Origin of the sequence: Mycobacterium sp. NPDC050853, assembly GCF_040653875.1 — a bacterium.
GTDB lineage: Bacteria > Actinomycetota > Actinomycetes > Mycobacteriales > Mycobacteriaceae > Mycobacterium.
The window spans coordinates 248,249-268,470 of the sequence record NZ_JBFAGW010000005.1; the positions used below are offsets into that span (position 1 = coordinate 248,249).

Sequence of the window (20,222 nt, forward strand, 5' to 3'; positions counted from 1 at the left end):
CGCGCAGCTGACAGTGCTTGCGGTCGAGGGGCTGTCCCGCACGCCGACCTGGGAGGGGTGGACGTTCTGGGTGCTTGGCACCATCGCCGTGCTCGGCGCACTCGGTGTGATCGCCGCGCCCAAGGCGGTGTATTCAGCGATCTTCCTGGCCATGACGATGGTCATCCTTGCGGTGTTCTTCGTGGCTCAAGGGGCCCTGTTTCTCGGCGTGGCCCAGGTGGTGGTGTACACCGGCGCGGTCATGATGTTGTTTCTGTTCGTGCTCATGTTCGTCGGCGTGGATTCCTCGGACTCTCTGGTGGAGACCCTGCCGGGGCAGCGGGTGGGTGCCATCATGGCTGGACTGGGATTCGGGATACTTGCGATCGCGGGCATCGGAAGCGCATCCACCACAGCGTTCGTCGGGCTCGAGCAAGCCAACAGTCGCGGAAACGTGGAGGGCCTGGCCGAGCGCATCTTCATCGATTACCTGTGGGCATTCGAACTCACCGGCGCGCTCCTGATCACCGCGACGATTGGGGCGATGGTCTTGGCGCATCGGGAGAAGTTGGGGCAGACCGGCGGCCAGCGCGAGATGGTCATTCGACGTTTCCAGCAGGGTGAGCGGGCCACACCGTTACCGAATCCTGGCGTGTACGCGCGGCATAACGCGGTCGATGTCCCCGCTCTGCTTCCCGACGGATCATTCTCAGAGTTGTCGGTCAGTGGCGTGCTCACACCGCGGGATATGGAGGCGCGGTGAACCCCGACAACTACCTCTATCTCGCCGCACTCATCTTCACAATCGGTGCCGCCGGCGTGATGTTGCGCCGTAACGCGATCGTGGTCTTCATGAGTGTCGAACTCATGCTCAATGCGGCCAACCTGGCATTCGTCACCTTCGCCCGCATGCACGGAAACCTGGACGGCCAAGTCATCGCATTCTTCACCATGGTGGTCGCGGCCACGGAAGTGGTTGTGGGGCTGGGGATCATCATGACCATCTTCCGCACCCGTAGGTCGGCTTCGGTCGACGACGCCGACCTGTTGAAGTTCTAGGAGGGGAGTTTCCGTGACATGGCTCATGCCGGCGCTGCCCCTGGCGGGCGCGGCCGTACTCCTGCTCGTCGGCCGCCGGGGGGACGCCTGGGGGCATCTGCTGGGCTGCGCGACGGCGCTTGCGTCCTTTTTCGTTGCCGTCGCCTCGTTTGTCGGCATGCTCGGCCGGGCGGGATCTGGGCGCGCAGTGCACGAGAACCTCTTCACCTGGGTTCCGGTCGGTACGCTGCACGTCGATTTCGGGCTGGCGCTGGATCAGCTATCTGTGTGCTTCGCGCTGCTGATCACCGGGGTGGGTTCGCTGATCCATATCTATTCGATCGGCTATATGGAGCACGATCCCGACAGGCGAAGGTTTTTCGGCTACCTGAACCTGTTCTTGGCCGCCATGCTGCTGTTGGTGCTCGCCGACAACTTCCTAGGGCTGTACGTGGGTTGGGAGGGTGTCGGTCTGGCGTCGTATCTGCTGATCGGATTCTGGTATCAGAAGCCGTCGGCGGCTGCCGCGGCCAAGAAGGCCTTCATCGTCAACAGGGTCGGTGACATGGGGCTGGCCCTGGCCATGATGCTGATGTTCGCGACCTTCGGCTCGGTCGGCTTCGCTCAGGTGCTCGGATCCGCGGGCGCGGCCGGTGAGAACCGAAACACCGCAATCGGATTGGCTCTGCTGCTGGCGGCCTGCGGAAAGTCGGCCCAGGTGCCGCTGCAGTCCTGGCTAGGGGACGCCATGGAAGGCCCTACCCCGGTGTCGGCGCTCATCCACGCCGCCACCATGGTCACCGCGGGGGTCTACCTCATCACCCGGTCCGGACCGATCTTCGAACACGCTCCGTACGCACAGCTGGCGGTGGTCATCGTCGGCGCCGTCACCTTACTCTTCGGTGCGATCATCGGCTGCGCCAAGGACGACATCAAGAAAGCCCTTGCCGCGAGCACGATGTCGCAGATCGGCTACATGGTGCTGGCTGCCGGGCTTGGACCCGCCGGGTATGCGGTGGCGGTCATGCATCTGCTTACGCACGGGTTCTTCAAGGCCGGACTGTTCCTCGGCGCTGGTTCGGTCATGCACGGTATGAACGAAGAGACCGATATGCGTCGCTACGGCGGGCTGCGCATCGTCATGCCCATTACCTTCGTCACCTTCGGGCTCGGCTACCTTGCCATCATTGGCGTTCCACCGTTCGCGGGGTTCTATTCGAAGGACAAGATCATCGAGGTCGCCTTCGGGCACGGTGGTGTCGGGGGATTCCTGCTGGGCTCGGCGGCACTGCTGGGCGCGGGGATCACCGCGTTTTACATGACTCGGGTCATGCTCCTGACGTTCTTCGGCGAGCGGCGCTGGCGCGAACACGCGCATCCACACGAGTCACCGTCGGTGATGACCTGGCCGATGATGGTGCTCGCGGTTGGGTCGGTGGGGGCGGGGTTCCTGCTGAGCTTCGGTGGAGCCCTGCAGAATTGGCTGGAGCCCGTGGTCGGTGCGCACCACGGCGAGCTGCCGGTCCCGGCGTGGGTGATCAGCGCGGCGACCGTCACCGTGGTGCTCTGCGGTGTGGCCGTGGCCTACCGCATGTACCGCCGCACGGTTCCGGAAACCGCACCCCAAGGTTCGGCGCTCACTGTCGCTGCGCGTCGGGACCTTTATGGCGATGCCGTCAATGAGGCGGTGTTCATGCGTCCCGGACAGCGGCTTACCCGCGCTCTGGTGCTTGCCGACGACAGGGGCGTCGACGGCCTGGTGAACGGCGTCGCCGCGACACTGGGCGCCGTTTCCGGCTGGGTACGACGTATGCAGACCGGCCACGTCCGCTCGTATGCGTTATCCATGTGTGCCGGCGCGGCTCTGGTGGTTGCGCTGTTGATGGCAGTGAGGTGGTGAGTGCCGTGGGTACCGTGACAGCGCTATGGCTCATTCCCTTGGCGGGCGCCGCTGCCGTGCTGGTGATGCCGACCCAGCAGCGGGCATTGGCCAAGTATGTGGCGCTGGGCGCTTCGCTGCTGGTTCTTATCCTCGCGATTGGGCTGGCCATCGCGTTCGATCCCGGAGGACCTCAATACCAGTTTGTCGAATCACATTCCTGGATACCGGCATTCGGGATGAAATACGTGGTGGGCCTCGACGGAATCGGGCTCGCATTGGTACTGCTGACGGCGGGGCTTCTTCCCGTTCTGCTGCTGGCCGGATGGAACGACGGAGCCGAGGCGCCCGGATATACCAATCGGCCGGTGGCGCAACGCTATGTCGCGCTGATCCTGATCGTGGAAGCCATGGTGCTGTTGTCCTTCTCCGCGCTGGACGTACTGCTGTTCTATATATTCTTCGAGGCCATGCTCATCCCGATGTATTTCCTCATCGGAGGGTTCGGGAGTGCGCACTCCGACGTCAAGCAGCGGTCCCGTGCGGCGGTGAAGTTCTTGATGTACAACCTGTTCGGCGGTCTGATCATGCTGGCGGCGGTCATCGGCTTGTACGTGGTCACGGCACGCGGGCAGACCGGCACCTTCGATCTTCGGGATCTCACCGAGATGGTTGCCACCGGAGCACTGGGGATCGATCCGGGTGTCGCCAAGGCACTGTTCTTGGGATTCATGTTCGCGTTCGCGGTGAAGGCCCCGCTCTGGCCGTTCCACACCTGGCTGCCCGATGCCGCAGTGCACGCCACTCCCGCTAGCGCGGTCCTCATGATGGCGATCGTCGACAAGGTGGGTACTTTCGCGATGCTGCGGTACTGCATCCAGCTGTTCCCTGACGCCAGTAGGTATTTCACGCCGGTGATCATCACGCTGGCGGTTATCGGCATTGTCTATGGGGCCATCTTGGCGATCGGTCAGACCGATGTGATGCGTCTGATCGCCTACACCTCGATATCACACTTCGGGTTCATCATCCTGGGCATATTCGCGATGACGAGCCAGGGTCAATCGGGAGCGACGCTGTACATGGTCAATCATGGCATCTCCACTGCCGCCCTGATGTTGGTGGCAGGTTTCTTAGTGTCCCGCAAGGGGACTCGTCTCATCGCGGCATACGGCGGGGTACAGAAGGTGGCGCCGGTGCTTGCCGGATCCTTCTTGGTGGCCGGTCTAGCCACCCTCTCGCTACCGGGGTTGGCGCCGTTCATCAGCGAATTCCTGGTGCTGGTGGGAACATTCACGCGGTATCCGGTGGCTGCGGCGTGCGCCGTCATAGCCTTGGTATTGGCGGCCGTCTACGTCTTGTGGATGTACCAGCGGATGATGACCGGGCCGCTGGCCCCTGGTAACGAGAGCATCGGTGATCTCAAGCGCCGTGAGCTCGCCGTGGTGGCGCCGTTGGTCGCACTGCTTCTGGTGCTGGGGATCTACCCCAAGCCACTGTTGGACATGGTGAATCCCGCTGTCGAGCAGACGTTACGCACCGTCAACGAGAAGGATCCGCCACCTGCCGTCGCGGATATCGCACTCCGGCACGGCGAAGGTGAGCGACAATGACCGATATCGGGATCCTGCCCGCCCCGTCGATCGCCTATGGCGCGCTGTCTCCGATGCTAATCATGTTCGCGGTGGCGGTGGTGTCGGTGCTCGTGGAGGCATTCGTTCCACGGCGGTACCGGCTCACTACTCAACTGATACTGGCCATAGGAGGAATCCTCGGTGCCTTTACCGCCGTTGTGGCGCTGGGTGGTTCACGCCAGGTCGTGATGAACGGTGCCGTGGCGGTAGACGGACCCACGCTGTATCTGCAGGGGCTCATCCTGGTGGCGTCGGCGCTGGCACTGGCGGTCATGGCGCAGCGCAGGGCTACCGCGGTCGTTCCTAGTGCGATCGGTGCCAGCGCCGGTCACGGGCTCGATGCCTTCGCCGCGCAGGCATCCACCGTTCCCGGCGGTGAGCCGGAACGCATCCTGAATCGGACCGGTATCACGCAAACGGAGATCTTCCCGCTGACGTTGTTCGCCATCGCGGGCATGATGCTGTTCCCTGCATGTAACGACCTGCTGACGATGTTCGTTGCGTTGGAGGTGTTTTCGCTTCCGCTGTACGTGATGTGCGCGCTGGCGAGGCGTCGGCGCCTGCTGTCACAGGAGTCGGCGCTCAAGTACTTCCTGCTCGGCGCCTTCTCTTCCGCGTTTTTCCTGTTCGGTTCGGCGTTCGTGTACGGGTATGCCGGAACCGTCGAACTCGACGCCGTCGCGCGGGCCGTCAACGCCGATGCGGGGGAGCGGTCCTTCCTGTTGCTGGGCGTTGCGATGCTGTCCGTGGGTCTGCTGTTCAAGGTAGGGGCGGTGCCCTTTCACTTCTGGGTTCCCGATGTGTATCAAGGGGCACCGACCCCGGTCACGGCGTTCATGGCGGCCACCACGAAGATCGCAGCCTTCGGCGCGCTGCTGCGGGTTCTCTACGTCGCGCTGCCGGGGATCACCGCCGACTGGCGGCCGGTGCTGTGGGCGGTGGCGATCGCCACCATGCTGATCGGATCGATCGGTGCGGTGACACAGACCGATGTCAAGCGCATGCTGGCCTATTCGGCGGTGGCGCACACGGGATTTCTCTTGACCGGTGTCGCTGCCGCCAATGAGCGTGGCGTTTCGTCGACGCTGTTTTATTTGACCGCATACGGTTTCAGCACCGTCGGTGCGTTCGCAGTCGCCGGGTTGGTGCGTTCCGGGAATGAAGAAGACGGGCTGGACGAGGATGAAGAGGTCACCGATCTGAGTCGGTGGGCCGGGATCGGGCGCCGGGCGCCGCTGCTCGGCATCGTCTTCGCGCTGTTCCTGCTGGCATTCGCGGGTATCCCGTTGACGAGTGGATTTGTGAGCAAGTTCGCGGTGTTCGAGGCCGCCGCATCCGGTGGTGCTGTTCCCCTGGTGGTGGTGGGTGTGGTGTGCAGCGCCATCGCGGCGTACTTCTACGTGCGCGTCATCGTGCTGATGTTCTTCGCCGACCCGGCGGAGGACTCCGGGGTGCTTCGGGTCCCCGGTCCGGCGGTGGCGATATCGATCGGGGTCAGCGCGGTGGTGACGGTGCTGCTCGGCGTGGTGCCCCAGCCGCTGCTCGACCTCGTCGGGAATCTCGCAGGCTTCGTAAAGTGAGTCGCATTACCCCTTGACCGCCCGTTCTGCGCCGACAAGGCGTCTGCCCACGCAGAACGCGGTGTGTCGGCGTGCCGATAGTTTCTGCTGTACACCGCCTGTGGCGTGTCCATTTACCAGCGAGTAACCTACGGTACCGTAGGGTGGCAGTACCGTAGGCGTGGAAGGAGACCAATGGCGATCACGGACATCTCGGCATTCGCGCATCTCACCAGCGAGGACGTCGAGAACCTGGCCGCTGAGCTCGATGGGCTCCGGCGTGAGATAGAGACGTCGCGTGGTACTCGCGACGCCCGGTATATCCGTCGCACGATCGGTGCACAACGAGCGCTGGAGCTGACCGGTCGCCTGGTGTTGGCGGCAAGTAAGAAACGCTCCGCGTGGTGGGCCGGCACCTTGACTCTTGCCGTCGCCAAGATCATCGAGAACATGGAAATCGGTCATAACGTCATGCACGGCCAGTGGGACTGGATGAACGATCCCGAAATTCACTCCTCGACGTGGGAGTGGGATATGGCTGGTGCCTCCAAGCACTGGCGGTTCACGCATAACGTCGAGCACCACAAGTACACCAACATCCTGGACATGGACGACGACGTTGGCTACGGAATTCTGCGGGTCACGCGCGACGAGCCGTGGAAGGTGCGCAACCTGTTGAACATGCCGCTGAATTTCATTCTCGCGGCGGGCTTCGAGTGGGGGATCGCACTGCAGCACCTGGAGTTCCGGAAGATCTACGACAAAGAGACCAGGGCTGCCACCAAGTTGCGGGTGCGTGAGCTTGTCACCTCGGCGGGCTCGCAGGTGTTGAAGGACTATGCGGCGTTCCCCGCGATCACCGCACTCTCGCCGGGGGCGAGCTACCGGTCTACGCTGACCGCCAATGCAACGGCCAACCTGATCCGCAACTTCTGGTCAAACGCCGTCATTTTCTGCGGGCATTTCCCGGACGGCGCCGAGAAGTTCACGGTGACGGACATGGAAGACGAGACGCGGGGCGAGTGGTATCTGCGCCAGCTGCTGGGCAGTGCGAACTTCAATGCCGGGCCCACGATGCGGCTGATGAGCGGCAACCTGTGCCATCAAATCGAACACCACATCTACCCGGATCTGCCGAGTAATCGGCTGCACGAGATCTCGATACGGGTGCGCGATATCTGCGACCGTTACGACCTGCCGTACACCACCGGGTCGATGCTGTTCCAATATGCCAAGACCTGGCGCACCATCGCGAAACTGTCTCTGCCGGATCGGTTCCTGCATGCCACCGCGGATAACGCACCGGAAACCCGCAGCGAGCGGATGTTCTCGGTGCTGGAGAAGCCGCTGGAAGCTCCCGTGGTCGAGCCGCATTCGGTTCCACGGCGTGGACTCAAGACTGCGATCGCCATGGTGAGGGAACGGCGCCGCAACAAGGTCGCCGCCTAGTTTCCGTAGTAGCCCAGGTGCGCCTCAGCGCATTCGGCGATATCGACCTAGGCGAGGTCACAGTCAGTCGTGAGGGTGGGGCGCAAATCCTCGACCGCGGACAGAGCGGTTACTGGGCCACAATCTTCGCCCCCTGCTAAACCTTTTGGCCTCGGAAGATCTCGCCGATATTGCTCCGGGGATGGACGGAACCAGGTATCTAAGAATGTGTGACCACGTACTTAGACGCGCCTGTAGTGACCGAAAAGGACCGAACTGACGGCCCGGTCTCGACGTTTACAGAAAAGCCCGCTCGCACTCTTGGCGGCTTCCTGGCTATGACGCTGGATACGTTCGTGGCGATGTTGCGCCGTCCGCCTGCCGTACGCGAGTTCTTCCGGCAGGCGCTGTCGATAGCCAGAGCAGCACTCCTGCCCATGTGCATGGTGGCGATACCACTGGCAATCCTGCTGGTCTTCATCCTCGAGGCCCTCGTGTTCGGCCCGGCGGGATTCCCGACGCACACGGTCTTGGTGGCAGCAGCCACGGGCGCAACGGTGGTGTGCGCCGAGGGGGATTCAGCCCGAATACGAAGAGAAATCGACGCAATGCGGTTCAGGGGCATGGATATCACGCACAGGTTCGTTGTGCCACGGGTTCTCGCTACTGCGGTTGCGGCAGTGCCGTTGGCATTCGTAGCGGCCGGGGTAACGGGTGTCTTCTTTTTCTCGGTGTTCGCCCCGCACAACCCATTCAGTCAATTCGTCGGCAACGTGACGCGGTTGATGAGCCCCTCCAATATCATCGTGCTGGTCGTTGAAGCGGCAGTCCTTGGGCTGATCGGGGGGCTAATCGCTTGCTACAAGGGTATTTCCGCGGCCGATCGACCGGCCGCGGTGGGCAGTGCGATCGGCGAAATCGGTCGGTCCGCCTAGATCACCTTGTGGTCAGTGCGGTTACCAGGCGAAACGCAGGCACGACCAGACCGGCGGCGCGTAGTCCGAATTTCTGCAGACTGCGGTTCCGCATCAGGGATGCGAATCCACCCAATTGTGCGACACCGTAGAGCATGTCCCAGTCGGTGTCGATGTGCGTGATCTTGAAATCCTCGGTCAACGTATAGCGGTCAATGCCAATGAAGTTCAGGCAGCGCCCGGTTCCCTTCAGCTTGGCTCCGGTGTTGGGCTCGACGGTCTCGCCGATCATCCGGCCGATACCTCGCCAGGGAATGGTCACCCGCCACTCGCCGTCGAAGTAATCCCAGTACGGCAGTGAGCGGTTGGTTCCGTCCTGAGGGTAGAACGCGAAGTCGGGGAAGACATCGAAGGCGGCTTGGCAGTTGTCGATCGTGAACTGACGCCCGAGCCTGTTCTCCTGGAACGTGGTGCTGTCGATATAGCTGCAGTCCTCGGCGATGCAATAGTCGATCTTCTTGATGTCCTGCTCGGCCCAAGCCTCGAACCAGGTGGCGGCGAATTCGGTTCGGCCCTGGGCAGGAAGCCCGCGCTCGATATCGTTTGTCTCTTGCTGTTGCACCTTCTTCCAGAACTCCGGCATGAGCCCTTGGTACTTAGCGTGTTCGGGGGACGGACCCAACTTTTCTAGCCTGTTCACTGCATTCCTTTCGTCGTGGGTACATGTGGTGGTGCTGGGCTTGTAGATGCTCAGCGGGCGAATATCCGTGCTGGCAGGCCGCCCGCCAGACCGGTGGAGACCCGCGCTCGATGCCGGGGTGTCCAGCCGTCGCGGATCTGGAATGCGTAGCGCTGCAAGATGGTTCCCAGAACCAGGGTTCCTTCGATGTAGGCCATCCGGGTTCCCATGCATTTGCGTGGTCCGATGCTGAACGGCAGGAAGGCATTCCGATTTATCTTGTCGGTGAGGAACCGGTCGGGGTTGAACTTCTCCGGTTCCTTCCAGAACCGTGGGTCACGCTGCAGCGCATATTGGGTGATGATCACCTGTGAGCCCTTCGGGATGAAGTAGCCGCCGATCTCGTCGTCCTCGATAGCCGTTCGAATGTTGGCGGGAGCGGCCTGAAAGCGCTGTGCCTCGTCGAAACATGCCTTCAGGTACTTCAGGTTCTCGAGATCCTCGTACTCCAGCGGCTTCCCGCCGAGGGCGTCCACCTCTGCATATGCCTTGCCGAGAGCGCCGGGGTTGCGGCACAACAGCGCGATGGTCCAGGCCAGCGCTGCCGCCGTTGTTTCGAAGCCCGCGAATACCAGGCCCGCGGCCTCCGAGCGCCGCCGTCGGTGCTGCGCGTCCGGACAGCCGTCGAATTCCAGCGCTGTGAGGGTGTCCACCAGATCCGGCGTCGCGGACACCGGGCAGCCCCTCCGCTCGTCGATGAAGCGGTCGAGGACACCAAAGAGTTCCTCCTTTGACGCTTCGCCAGTGCGGTGCAAGGGGTTTGGTATCCAGCTCGGCAGGAAGTGCATGGCCACCCGGCTGATGACGTAGACGCCATACCGACGTGCACCCTCGACCGCATCGTCGATCTCGGCGGGGCTCAGCTGAACCTTGAACATCGAGCGCATCAGCCCGTCCATTACGACGGAGCCGAGTTCGTGTTCGAGGTCCACGGATTTTCCACTGTCCAGATGTCGTGACCACGCGTCGACCCGCTCGGTGATCCCTTCCATCATCAGCGGGGTCGCGGCCGCCAAGGCGCGCTCACCGAAGTACGGATTGAAGGCGGTTCGGACTCGTTTCCACTCCTGTCCTTCGAGTAGGGGGAGGGCCACGGGTTCGCCGGAGACCAACTCGATAGTGGCCTCGTGTTTGACGTAGCGATCGTGATGCCGGGTGAAGACGTGGTCGACGTAGTCGGGATGGTTGATCAACGTGAGTGTCAGTGCCGGTCGCCGCGCGGTGAATATCCGGACGATATCGCCATAGCGGTGCGCAATCTTCGGTAACAGCAGGTACGGCAGGCGAGACGGGTCGCCCAGACAACTCAGTCCGAGTGCGGCGGCGCGATGGATCGGGAGCTTCGGCGGCAGCCTGTGTTCGCGATGTGTCGGTAGCGCCGGCTCGCGGGAGCTCACGTCGGTGGCGTGCATGCCTGCCTCTTCTCTCAATCGATTCTGGGGGCGAAGTCTATGGCGGATCCAACCCGGGTGCAATACTGAATCAAAAATAGTTCTATGATTCAATACGCAGGTAGATGAGGTAATGGGAGGCATCGTGGATCGGGAATGTGCGAATTTCGCCGACCAGGCACCCATGGGTGCTGGTTCCCGTCAGGCGCCTGGGCGGGGCGGCAACCCGGTGCTGCAGGCGCACGCCACTACTATCGGCTCCGTGGTAGAGCTCGACTCGTTGCTGCGACAGCTGGCCACCGGCGCCCTGTCTGACACAAACGTGGCGACCTCGCGATTGTTGGACGTGGCACGCGAAGAGTTCATCGCCCACGGCATCGCCCGCACCGCGGTGGGTGATATCGCGCGGCGGGCCGGGGTGTCTCGGCCGACGTTGTACCGGAAGTGCGGAGACAAGGAAGACATTGTCGCGGCCGTATTGGTCCGTGAGACAACGGAATTCTTCGTCCGGGCACAGTCGGCGCTGGCACTGTTGTCGAACGCAGAGGACAGGATGGTCGAAGCTTTCGTGATGGGTATGCGCGAGGCGAGCAATCATCCCCTGGTGACGGCATTGAAAGAATTCGATGCAGAAGCTTTCTCCCGCAATGTGTTTGACACGAGCGCTGACGGATACCAGGGCCTGCTCGCCGTGACGGCGGAATTGCTGGCCGATGATGCATACCCTGTTCCCGCGGTGATGCGGGCACTCGATCTTGCGCTGCGACTGACCTCGACTTTTCTGGTGAATCCCTCGGCGCTACTGCCCACCGATACCGACGAGACCACCCGCGAATTCGCGCAACGGTACTTGCTGCCCCTCATGCGTGCTGCCCGGTAGCACGTTCGCTCCGTATTCTGGGACGGTGGCGACAGTTTTGACGGTGAATGTGGGTCCGCTGCGATCGAATCCTGGCGGCGGACCTGTGCTCACCGGGATCGACAAGCGTCCAACCGATACGGCGGTCGCGTTTCGCCGCAGCCGCCGATAGTTCGGTAACGGCACCTATCGCCTTTGTACAAGCACCGTCTGTGCGCTGGACCCGATATAGCCTTGGCGATCAAAGATTTCCGCGGTGGTCACACCGACACCGTCGGGGCCGACAGACATCCGTGCGCGCACGCCGAACTCATCGCCGTGGGGTATCCGGTGTACATGCATCACGGTGTCGGTGTTCATGTAGACGAATCGCAGCGGATTGAGAGTCGCGCCGATTCCGTTGGCGGAGTCGATCACCGAGGCCAGCCGCTGCCACGGTGTGGTCGGTTCGGCGTCCACGATATGCGCGTGTGGGCGCATCCAGGCGACTTGTGCTTCACCCGATGGCACCGAGAACCATTGGAAATCAACGGATTTCGCGTATCCGGACCCTTCAAACCCTGGCGGTTTTGGCGCAGGCGGATACTCCGGCAGTGAGGGAAAGCGGTCAATGGCCTTGTCCGCCGTCACCGACGTGGCCAGCAGCCAGGCGCTGGCCCGCGCGACCGCGCGGTATCCGCCGTTTGCGTGGGCCTCCATCTCCGCGACGGCGAGCGCGATCCGGCGGCCCGGCCGCTCGATCCAGGCGCGTACCCGCACCGGCTCAAGCGGTACCGGGCCAAGGATGTCGAGTGCCACCCGGCCGATCCGCAGACTTTCGCGCGGTTCGGGGAGCTCTTCGATGGCTTTGAGTAGCAAGGCCATTGGGGGAGAGCCATGCTGCAGATTGGGGCCCCACCCGCTGGCGGTCAACTCGGTAGATTCGAAGACCTGGTAGTCGCCAGATGGTTCCAACCTTTGGTAATAACAACCGGTCGTCATGCGGCATCTCCCGGAATCACGGTCGCGGAGGCTTCGGCATCTTCGATATCCGCGTCGGACACACCGTAGTCGGCGGGCCAGCCCGGGTAGGGCGGCGGCGTACCGCCGAACGCGGGACACAGTGACTGGTGGGCGCACCAATCGCATAGCCGGGAGGGGTTTGGTCGGAAGTCGCCGGTGGTGCCGAGGTTTTGAATTGTTCGCCAGATCGCCATCAGCGTCTTCTCGAACTTGAGCAGCTCGGACTCATCCGGCGTGTAGTCGAGGACCTCGCCGTCGGACAGATACAGCAGTCGCAGCCGTTGAGGCACCACTCCGCGGATGCGATAGAGCGCCACCGCGTAGAACTTCATCTGGAACAACGCCTTGGCTTCGAACAAGGCGCGGGGTGAGCGTCCCGTCTTGTAGTCCACGAGACGCATCGCACCCCCGGGCGCGATATCGATTCGGTCGATGAAGCCGCGCAGCATGGTGCCGTCGGCCAGCTCGACCTCCACGCGTTCCTCGCAACTGTCGGGATCGAACCGGGTCGGATCTTCGAGCCGGTAATAGCCGGACAACAGGTCCCGCGCTTCGTCCAGGAATCCTGGAAGGCGCTCGGCCTCGACCACCTCGGCCAGCTCCGGCTTGGCTTCCACGAGGCGTTCCCAGGCGGGCTCCACCAATCCGGCGGCGGTGGCGTACTCGCGTTCGACCGCGGGCCGGGCGTAGAGATCCTCCAGGGCGGCGTGTACGAGGCTTCCGCGCACCTGCGCGGTCGAGGCGGGCTCGGGGAGTCGGTCGATCGCACGGAACCTGTACAAAAGTGGGCACTGTTTGAAGTCGCTGGCACGGGAAGGAGACAGCGCGGGCCGCCGCGCCGGCCGGTCCTGCGTGGTGGCCTTCGCGGATGAGTCGCTTGCGCGAAGACCATCCTTCATGATTGGCAGCCTAAGCACGGAGTCCGACAGCTGTGGATGCCACGCCGCGCACAATGCCGGATGGCCTAATTCAACACATGTCACAAGTAGCCCCCAAAGTATCCGTACTGCAAGTAACGTGCACCTCCAAGTGATCACGGGCAGCGACGCCCTGTCCGGGAGGAACCGCAGTGACGACGGCAAAGCATCGAAGCGCCCGCACCATTTCGCGGCCGAGGGACACGTCGCTCGCCGGGGCGGGTTTGGCCGCGCAATGGACCGCGGTGGCGGACGGACCGAGTCGATACCCGGGCGTGTCGTTTACTCCCAATGTGTCGATACCGCTGGCCGACGGCACCGTGCTCAAGGCCCAGGTATTTCGTCCGGCCAACGCCAACGCCGACGGCACGCCGGTGGGTGACCCGGTGCCGGTGCTCTTCAACCTGACCCCCTACAACAAGTCAGTCACCCACCTGGCGGCCTGGCTGCTGCGAGGACTGCAACGGTTCGGTATCACCGCGCCCGCCACGCCGCCAAAGAATCCGCGCTGGTTTGAGCTCGCCGAACTCGCGAGGGCCATTCCGGGTGGCGGTCTGACGACATTCGGGGTGAACGATCCGCTGATCCGCAGCGGCTACGCACAGGTGGTCGTCGATGTGCGCGGTACAGGTGCGTCCACCGGCGACTGGGGGATGTTCGACGACATCGAACAGCGCGACACCGCCGAGGTGGTGGCCTGGGCGCAAGCGCAACCATGGTGCGACGGCTCGGTGGGAATGTATGGCATCTCGTACTGCTCGATAAATTCCCTGCAGGCGGCCGGTAATCGAGTGCCCGGGCTCGGCGCGGTGTTTGCGGTCGAGCCTGTCAGCGACATATCCCGTGATCTCATGAAAACCGGTGGGGCGCAGACGCTCTTCCTGCCGGTGTGGATGCTTGCGGTGGCACTGGCCAAATGGCTGCCGTCACCATCGGATGTGGTCCGCGGCGGGGTGGACCTGCGCTGGCTCGGCGGGCGATTGCGGCGGCCGCTGAACCGTTTGGTGAGGTACATCTTTGAGGGCTTGCGCGGTCACGGATCGCTCATCGACGACGACGCCTACTTCCAGCGGATCAGTCCACGGTTCGAGGACATCGAGATCCCGACATTCGTCTATGGGGCCTGGGATGACATCTTTGGTCCGTCCGCGCTACGTATCCACCGGCGCACCCATGTGCCGGACGGCAAGTTTCAGGTCGTCATCAATGAGGGGTACCACGGCTCCCCGGGTTCGCAGCTCGGCAGACAGGACGCACCGCCGCGTCTCGATGTCTTGCAGCGCGCGTGGTTTGACAAGTGGCTCAAGGGAATTGACAACGGCATCGAAAGCTATGGTCCGGTCACGTTGCAGCAGCAGAATGGCGGCTGGCACACCTTGGAGGCCTTTCCTCGACCCGAAGCGACGCCGCGGCGGTTCTACCTGGATGCCGAACCTTCGGGATTTGGGGCGCATTCGGCGTTTGACGGATCGCTCGGCGGCGCCGCACCGCTCAACCGAACCGAGCATTCCCTGCACCGTCGACTCGGCCTGCTGAAGTCGCCCACGACATCGCGGCTGGTAGCGGGCGGCACGGCGGTGTTGGGGACCTCGGGCCTCAAGGACTCGCGTCACTTCGAACGTGGTGCACTGACATTCACCAGCGTTCCCGCCCAGGAGCCATGGGTTATCTCCGGATCCCTCAACCTTCATCTGCGCACCAAGTCTCTAGGTACAGAGGCATTCTGGGTTGTATCGGTGACGGACGTGGGGCCGGACGGGTTCTCCCGAATGCTTGCCGAGGGCGCATTGCTGGCATCGCGTCGTGGCGTGGACGAGGACAAGAGTCTGCGGACCGTCGACGGTGACTACCTGTCGCCCTGGCATCACACCGGCCTGGGGCACAAGCTTCCGGTGAAACCCGGTGTGCCAACGACTCTCGACATCGACCTGACCGAGGTTGACGCTGTGATCGCGGCTGGCCATCGACTGCGGGTCGTTATCTCGGCAGCCAGCCTGCCTCGGTACATTCCGTCTGTTCCCGAGCTGTGGGCCAGCAGGCACGGACAGTCGGTGCTGCTGGATCCAGACGCGCCGAGCTACTTGGTGGCCCCGGTGGTCGACGGCTCCGCTGTCGGGGCTGCGTAGTCCTCATTAGTTCATCTATCCCTAATCTATTTTTCTGTAACCTACGGTACCGTAGGTTAGGGATCGCGGGACAGCCGTGCAGAGAGGTGGACGAGATGGTGACTGGATTGCAAACACGATTGCTCACCGAGTTGGAGCCCGTCGTCGAGGAGAATCTCGAACGGCACCTTGGTGTCGCACGACCATGGGCCCCACATGATTACGTGCCCTGGAGTCGGGGCCGGGACTTCGCATTCCTCGGCGGCGAGGACTGGAAACCTGAGGACAGCCCGCTCGATCCGGTCGCTCAGGCGGCGTTGGTCGTCAATCTGCTGACCGAGGACAACCTGCCGTCCTATCACCGCGAGATCGCCACGAGATTCGGGCGCGACGGCGCGTGGGGGACGTGGGTGGGCCAGTGGACGGCCGAGGAGGGGCGTCACAGCATCGCGCTTCGCGATTACCTGGTGGTCACCCGCGGTGTCGACCCGAGCAACCTCGAAGCAATGCGTATGGCGCACACCGTGGCCGGTTACGACTCGGGTGACAAGACACCCCTGGAGGCGCTGGCCTACGTGTCGTTCCAAGAGCTGGCCACCCGGATATCCCATCGCAATACCGGAAGGGCCTCAGGCTGCCCGATCGCCGACCAGCTGCTGGCACGGGTTGCGTTGGACGAGAACCTGCACATGATCTTCTACCGCAATCTGATGTCGGCAGCATTCGATATCGAGCCCGATGCCGCGATGCAGGCGATCTGCAAGGAGATCGTCGGCTTCGTGATGCCCGGTATGGGGATGGAAGGCTTCGCACAGAAGGCGATAGCCATCGCCAAGGCTGGTATCTACGACCTGCGTATCCACCACGACGACGTCCTGCAGCCCATCCTGCGTTTCTGGCGTGTGTTCGAACGTTCCGATATCGGGCCCGAAGGTGAGCAGGCTCGCGAGACCCTGGCGAAATTCCTTGCCGCCGTGGATGACCGCGCGAAGTTCTACGAGGAGAAGGCGGCAGCGCGCGCGGCTAGAGGTGCCTGAACGCGATTACCGGAGGTCACCCGCGGTTGGCGGATGGCCTCCGGTAATCAGCTAGTGACTCCTGGATTCAGACCTACCTCGACGTGCTGCTGCCCGCTCGCTGTGCGGATCGCTGCCCGCCGCCACCACCACTGCGCCGCGGTGCTCGTGCCGGCCGTCCCTCGGCGCCGCCGCGGGGCCGGTGTGAACGCTGGCCACGCGGGCTGTTCGCGGCGGGGGAGCCGTTAACTTTCTGGGCGGGAGCAGGTTTCACATACGGTCCCACCTCACCCACCAAAGTCTTGACCTCATCGGAGTGAGCCGTCACCTGCAGCGGAGTGGCCGTGATGGCGGCCTTGCGCAGCAGCTGCGTGACATCGCGGCGCTGCTCGGGCAGCACCACGGTCACCACATCGCCGGTGCCACCGGCGCGGGCAGTCCGGCCCGACCGGTGCAGGTATGCCTTGTGCTCGGCAGGCGGGTCGACGTGTACGACCAACGTCACGTCATCGACGTGAACGCCCCGCGCCGCCACGTCCGTGGCAACCAACACCCGTGCCTGGCCACTGGAGAAGGCGGCGAGGTTACGGTCGCGCGCACCCTGAGAAAGGTTGCCGTGCAAGTCGACCGACGGGATGCCTGACTGATTGAGCTGATGCGCGAGCCGCTTCGCCTGATGCTTCGTGCGCATGAACAGGATGCGCCGCCCGGCCCCGGAGGCCAGCGTGTTGACGAGATCGCGCTTGGCATCGGGGCCGCTGACGGTGAACACATGATGCGTCATCGCGGCCACGGGGGAGTCGACGGAATCGACCGAGTGCTCGGCGGGATTGTGCAGGAACCGCTTGACGAGTTTGTCGACGTCGTTATCCAAGGTGGCCGAGAACAGCAGGCGCTGGCCGGAACTCGGTGTCGCGGCAAGCAGCCGGGTCACCGCGGGCAGGAAGCCGAGGTCGGCCATGTGGTCGGCCTCGTCCAGCACGCAGATCTCCACGGCGTCCAGGGACAGTTGGCGTTGCTTCAGAAGATCTTCCAGGCGTCCCGGGCAGGCGACAACGATGTCGACACCTGCCGAGAGGGCCTGCACCTGCCGGTGCTGGGAGACTCCACCGAAGATGGTGGTGACCTTGAGGCGGCAGGCCGCCGCCAAAGGTTCAATGACTGCGCTGATTTGGGTCGCGAGCTCCCGGGTGGGTGCCAGCACGAGTGCACGCGGCTTACGCGGTACCCGGTTGCCGCTGGCAATACGGGCGACGAGGGGAATCGAGAATGCGAGAGTCTTTCCGCTGCCGGTCTTTCCGCGGGCGAGCACGTCACGGCCGCCGAGAGTGTCGGGCAGCGTCGCGGCCTGGATGGGGAACGGCGCGTTGATTCCGCCGGCCCGCAAGACGTCGATAAATGGTGCGGGCACACCGAGGGAAGTAAATGTGGGTTCAGACATGGGTGATTAAACGCCTTTCGAGGCATTGTGGTGGCGAGATTGCCAATGGGCAATATCGATCGCCGAGAGAAGAGCCTGAAAGTCTGCCTAAATTCACACCGGCTGACGAAAGAAACGTTCTTCGACGCGAGCGCAAATTCAGCGCTCAGTGACACACACTACTGCCTGTTGGCATCTATAGCTAAACCTGTGCGACGAAACACACTGGTGACGGCTACTCCGGCCTGTCCTGATATCTGCCCGATTCGGAGTCGGCAACGGATACCTGGCAAGGTAAGCGGATGACTCGGACCGGACCTTTCGTCGTCGGTGATCGTGTACAGCTGACCGATCCCAAGGGCCGGCACTACACGATGGTGCTCGAGCCCGGCAAGGAGTTCCACACCCATCGCGGAGCCATTGTGCATGACGGCGTGATCGGTATCGCCGAGGGCAGCGTCGTGAAATCAACCAACGGTGATTCGTTCCTGGTGCTGCGCCCACTGCTTATTGACTATGTGCTGTCGATGCCGCGCGGCGCGCAGGTGATCTATCCGAAGGACGCCGCGCAGATCGTGCACGACGGCGATATCTTCCCCGGCGCGCGGGTGCTGGAGGCCGGTGCGGGATCGGGTGCACTCACCTGTTCGCTGGTGCGGGCGGTGGGACCCGAGGGAACGGTGATCTCCTACGAGGTTCGTGAGGATCACGCGGAACACGCTGTGCGTAACGTCACAACGTTCTTCGGTGAGCGACCTGATAACTGGGAGCTAGTACTCGGGGACCTGGCCGAGCGGCCCGCGGATGCCGGTGCGGTCGATCGCGTGGTGCTGGACATGCTGGCCCCCTGGGAGACTTTGCCTGCGGTCGCCGGATCCCTGGTGCCCGGCGGCGTGCTCATCATCTACGTCGCCACCGTCACCCAGTTGTCGCGAGTGGTCGAGGCGCTTCGCGAGCAGCAATGCTGGACCGAGCCGAGATCGTGGGAAACGATGCAGCGCGGCTGGAATGTCGTGGGGCTGGCGGTGCGTCCCGAACACAACATGCGGGGTCACACCGCGTTCTTGGTTAGTGCTCGCCGTCTGGCGCCGGACACGATCACCCCGCCGCCGCTGCGGCGTAAGCGCTTACCGACCTAGGGTGCCAACTACCGGGGCGGCACAGGAGCCGGCGCCTCGGTAGCAGGCGCACCCGGTGCAGCCGTCTCGTGGGGCACTCCGGTCCCTGCGAGGCTGGTTCCGGTCTTGAGTAACAGCTCGGAGGTCCGCTTCGACAGCTTCCAGCCGTCATTCTCAGACGAGAACGACATCGGGATGGCGAATCCGCCCATCTTGGGGCTCGGGCTGTTGATGGTGACGACGGCTTCGACATCGCCCGATGTCTCCGTCGACCACTTGGGGTCCTTCACGGTGAACGACAGCGGCGAGAACCCGGCGTCGCTGATCGCCTTGGTGAACTTGTCCAGCTGCTCAGGGGTCGCGCCCTGCACGGAGCTGACTTTCTCGGCGCCTGGCAGATTTGGGTCGGCGAGACGATTGAGGACATCGGTCAGCACCGCCGGATCCGGCAGCGGATGACCCGGTACCGCCGCCGCGGTGGCAGATGACGCAGGCTGAGTCGCCGACGTGCTGGTGGGGCTGGCTTTATCTCCCGAGCTACAGGCGGAGAGGGCGAGGACCGCCCCGATGAGAACAGCCGGGCCTGCGGCGACGACGGCGAGGCGAAGGTGACGGGCCATGATGAAGGTGACTCCCATTCGGCGTTTCAGCTAAGTACGGTGACGATATCGGTGGGTGAGTTCATGTTGTCACCCACCACCGTTCTACCGTCCAGACTTACCGGATGCCGCCTGGATCAGTGAAATCGCCGATGCCTTGCTGATCTTCCAGCCGTCCTGGTTCACGAAGTTGATCTTCGTGGTGTACGCCTGGGTCTTGGGGCCGGTGATGGTGACCGCGGCCGCGGCGAGGCCTGGACCGGTGGACTTGATGTCAGACACCGTGAAGGCGAGTGGCAGGTAACCGTCACGGTTGGCGTTCTTGAAGGCGCGGTCGGCGTAGATCGACTCCCCGGCGCCGATGCCGCCCTCAACGAGACCGCCCTTGGCGAGGGCCGACACGCCCGGATCTGCGAGCGAGTACAGCAAACCGCCCAGCTCGTCGGAAGTAGGTGTCGCCTCAGCCGGCTCGGAAGGCACGTCCATTGGGATATCCCATGAGGCGGGGACGATGCCTGCGGGCATCGCCGTCGTTGCTGTCGGACTAGGAGAGCTGGCTGTCGGCATGGCCACACCAACCACTGCCGCCGCGAGTAAACCCAGCATGGCGGCTCCCGACACACTG

18 protein-coding genes and 1 pseudogene are annotated in these 20,222 nt (G+C 63.4%); 12 read left to right on the forward strand and 7 right to left on the reverse strand.

The annotated features are described in order from the left end of the window. Window positions 1-13 precede the first annotated feature (13 nt). The 7 genes from AB0H22_RS18135 (at window position 14) to AB0H22_RS18165 (ending at window position 8,452) form a co-directional block, all read left to right on the forward strand. Entirely contained in the window at window positions 14-742 is a 729-nt protein-coding gene (locus AB0H22_RS18135; protein ID WP_358147982.1) for an NADH-quinone oxidoreductase subunit J, read from the forward strand. Next, window positions 739-1,038: an NADH-quinone oxidoreductase subunit NuoK gene (gene nuoK / locus AB0H22_RS18140; protein WP_043077524.1), complete on the forward strand. Its 300-nt coding sequence runs from the start codon at window positions 739-741 to the stop codon at window positions 1,036-1,038. The genes AB0H22_RS18135 and nuoK overlap by 4 nt, the downstream gene beginning before the upstream one ends. A gap of 13 nt (window positions 1,039-1,051) precedes the next feature. Then, the gene (gene nuoL / locus AB0H22_RS18145) at window positions 1,052-2,917 is read left to right on the forward strand and encodes an NADH-quinone oxidoreductase subunit L (protein ID WP_358147852.1); all 1,866 of its coding nucleotides are present in this window, start codon (window positions 1,052-1,054) and stop codon (window positions 2,915-2,917) included. After that, window positions 2,914-4,509 carry an NADH-quinone oxidoreductase subunit M gene (locus tag AB0H22_RS18150; RefSeq protein ID WP_358147855.1) on the forward strand — a complete coding sequence of 532 codons (1,596 nt, stop codon included), beginning with the start codon at window positions 2,914-2,916 and terminating at the stop codon, window positions 4,507-4,509. Before nuoL ends, AB0H22_RS18150 begins: the two co-directional genes overlap by 4 nt. Continuing rightward, entirely contained in the window at window positions 4,506-6,110 is a 1,605-nt protein-coding gene (nuoN, locus tag AB0H22_RS18155) for an NADH-quinone oxidoreductase subunit NuoN (protein WP_358147857.1), read from the forward strand. The genes AB0H22_RS18150 and nuoN overlap by 4 nt, the downstream gene beginning before the upstream one ends. A 174-nt stretch (window positions 6,111-6,284) precedes the next feature. After that, complete coding sequence (locus AB0H22_RS18160; protein WP_180751344.1) at window positions 6,285-7,538, forward strand: fatty acid desaturase; 1,254 nt, start codon at window positions 6,285-6,287, stop codon at window positions 7,536-7,538. Window positions 7,539-7,774: 236 nt separating this feature from the next. After that, window positions 7,775-8,452, forward strand: a complete 678-nt coding sequence (locus tag AB0H22_RS18165) for an ABC transporter permease (RefSeq protein WP_358147984.1) — start codon at window positions 7,775-7,777, stop codon at window positions 8,450-8,452. Window position 8,453: 1 nt separating this feature from the next. Here the strand turns inward: AB0H22_RS18165 and AB0H22_RS18170 are convergent, their stop codons facing one another. Both AB0H22_RS18170 and AB0H22_RS18175 read right to left on the reverse strand, forming a co-directional pair. Beyond that, the gene (locus AB0H22_RS18170) at window positions 8,454-9,131 is read right to left on the reverse strand and encodes a nuclear transport factor 2 family protein (RefSeq protein ID WP_358147859.1); all 678 of its coding nucleotides are present in this window, start codon (window positions 9,129-9,131) and stop codon (window positions 8,454-8,456) included. A 50-nt stretch (window positions 9,132-9,181) separates the two neighbouring features. After that, complete coding sequence (locus AB0H22_RS18175) at window positions 9,182-10,582, reverse strand: cytochrome P450 (protein WP_180751341.1); 1,401 nt, start codon at window positions 10,580-10,582, stop codon at window positions 9,182-9,184. A gap of 112 nt (window positions 10,583-10,694) precedes the next feature. On the opposite strand from AB0H22_RS18175, the gene AB0H22_RS18180 reads away from it, so the two are divergent. Together AB0H22_RS18180 and AB0H22_RS18185 are read left to right on the forward strand one after the other, a co-directional pair. Continuing rightward, window positions 10,695-11,441 carry a helix-turn-helix domain-containing protein gene (locus AB0H22_RS18180; RefSeq protein WP_358147861.1) on the forward strand — a complete coding sequence of 249 codons (747 nt, stop codon included), beginning with the start codon at window positions 10,695-10,697 and terminating at the stop codon, window positions 11,439-11,441. Between the two features lie 25 nt (window positions 11,442-11,466). Further along, window positions 11,467-11,577, forward strand: a pseudogene (locus AB0H22_RS18185) (MOSC domain-containing protein); the annotation flags it as partial. A 29-nt stretch (window positions 11,578-11,606) separates the two neighbouring features. Here the strand turns inward: AB0H22_RS18185 and AB0H22_RS18190 are convergent. Both AB0H22_RS18190 and AB0H22_RS18195 read right to left on the reverse strand, forming a co-directional pair. After that, window positions 11,607-12,401, reverse strand: a complete 795-nt coding sequence (locus tag AB0H22_RS18190) for a thioesterase family protein (protein WP_180751340.1) — start codon at window positions 12,399-12,401, stop codon at window positions 11,607-11,609. Continuing rightward, on the reverse strand, window positions 12,398-13,321 hold the full coding sequence (locus AB0H22_RS18195; protein ID WP_358147864.1) for a RecB family exonuclease: 924 nt from the start codon (window positions 13,319-13,321) through the stop codon (window positions 12,398-12,400). The genes AB0H22_RS18190 and AB0H22_RS18195 overlap by 4 nt, the downstream gene beginning before the upstream one ends. Before the next feature lie 170 nt (window positions 13,322-13,491). Between AB0H22_RS18195 and AB0H22_RS18200 the strand changes: the two genes are divergently transcribed. Both AB0H22_RS18200 and AB0H22_RS18205 read left to right on the forward strand, forming a co-directional pair. Beyond that, window positions 13,492-15,465, forward strand: coding sequence for a CocE/NonD family hydrolase (locus AB0H22_RS18200; RefSeq protein WP_358147866.1), 1,974 nt, complete (start codon window positions 13,492-13,494; stop codon window positions 15,463-15,465). A 95-nt stretch (window positions 15,466-15,560) separates the two neighbouring features. Continuing rightward, window positions 15,561-16,481 carry an acyl-ACP desaturase gene (locus AB0H22_RS18205; protein WP_358147868.1) on the forward strand — a complete coding sequence of 307 codons (921 nt, stop codon included), beginning with the start codon at window positions 15,561-15,563 and terminating at the stop codon, window positions 16,479-16,481. 73 nt (window positions 16,482-16,554) lie between these two features. Here the strand turns inward: AB0H22_RS18205 and AB0H22_RS18210 are convergent, their stop codons facing one another. After that, window positions 16,555-17,871, reverse strand: a complete 1,317-nt coding sequence (locus AB0H22_RS18210; protein ID WP_180751588.1) for a DEAD/DEAH box helicase — start codon at window positions 17,869-17,871, stop codon at window positions 16,555-16,557. 311 nt (window positions 17,872-18,182) lie between these two features. Between AB0H22_RS18210 and AB0H22_RS18215 the strand changes: the two genes are divergently transcribed. Continuing rightward, the gene (locus tag AB0H22_RS18215) at window positions 18,183-19,019 is read left to right on the forward strand and encodes a tRNA (adenine-N1)-methyltransferase (protein WP_180751337.1); all 837 of its coding nucleotides are present in this window, start codon (window positions 18,183-18,185) and stop codon (window positions 19,017-19,019) included. 8 nt (window positions 19,020-19,027) lie between these two features. Here the strand turns inward: AB0H22_RS18215 and AB0H22_RS18220 are convergent, their stop codons facing one another. Continuing rightward, on the reverse strand, window positions 19,028-19,636 hold the full coding sequence (locus tag AB0H22_RS18220; RefSeq protein WP_358147871.1) for a hypothetical protein: 609 nt from the start codon (window positions 19,634-19,636) through the stop codon (window positions 19,028-19,030). 66 nt (window positions 19,637-19,702) lie between these two features. Then, the gene (locus tag AB0H22_RS18225; RefSeq protein ID WP_180751587.1) at window positions 19,703-20,218 is read right to left on the reverse strand and encodes a hypothetical protein; all 516 of its coding nucleotides are present in this window, start codon (window positions 20,216-20,218) and stop codon (window positions 19,703-19,705) included. Between the last annotated feature and the right edge of the window lie 4 nt (window positions 20,219-20,222).

Coding starts and splice junctions, on each gene's coding strand:
- nuoN (WP_358147857.1), top strand. CDS start 4,506: ATGACCGATATCGGGATCCTGCCCGCCCCGTCGATCGCCTATGGCGCG.
- AB0H22_RS18160 (WP_180751344.1), top strand. CDS start 6,285: ATGGCGATCACGGACATCTCGGCATTCGCGCATCTCACCAGCGAGGAC.
- AB0H22_RS18175 (WP_180751341.1), bottom strand. CDS start 10,582: ATGCACGCCACCGACGTGAGCTCCCGCGAGCCGGCGCTACCGACACAT.
- AB0H22_RS18180 (WP_358147861.1), top strand. CDS start 10,695: ATGGGAGGCATCGTGGATCGGGAATGTGCGAATTTCGCCGACCAGGCA.
- AB0H22_RS18190 (WP_180751340.1), bottom strand. CDS start 12,401: ATGACGACCGGTTGTTATTACCAAAGGTTGGAACCATCTGGCGACTAC.
- AB0H22_RS18195 (WP_358147864.1), bottom strand. CDS start 13,321: ATGAAGGATGGTCTTCGCGCAAGCGACTCATCCGCGAAGGCCACCACG.
- AB0H22_RS18205 (WP_358147868.1), top strand. CDS start 15,561: ATGGTGACTGGATTGCAAACACGATTGCTCACCGAGTTGGAGCCCGTC.
- AB0H22_RS18215 (WP_180751337.1), top strand. CDS start 18,183: ATGACTCGGACCGGACCTTTCGTCGTCGGTGATCGTGTACAGCTGACC.
- AB0H22_RS18220 (WP_358147871.1), bottom strand. CDS start 19,636: ATGGGAGTCACCTTCATCATGGCCCGTCACCTTCGCCTCGCCGTCGTC.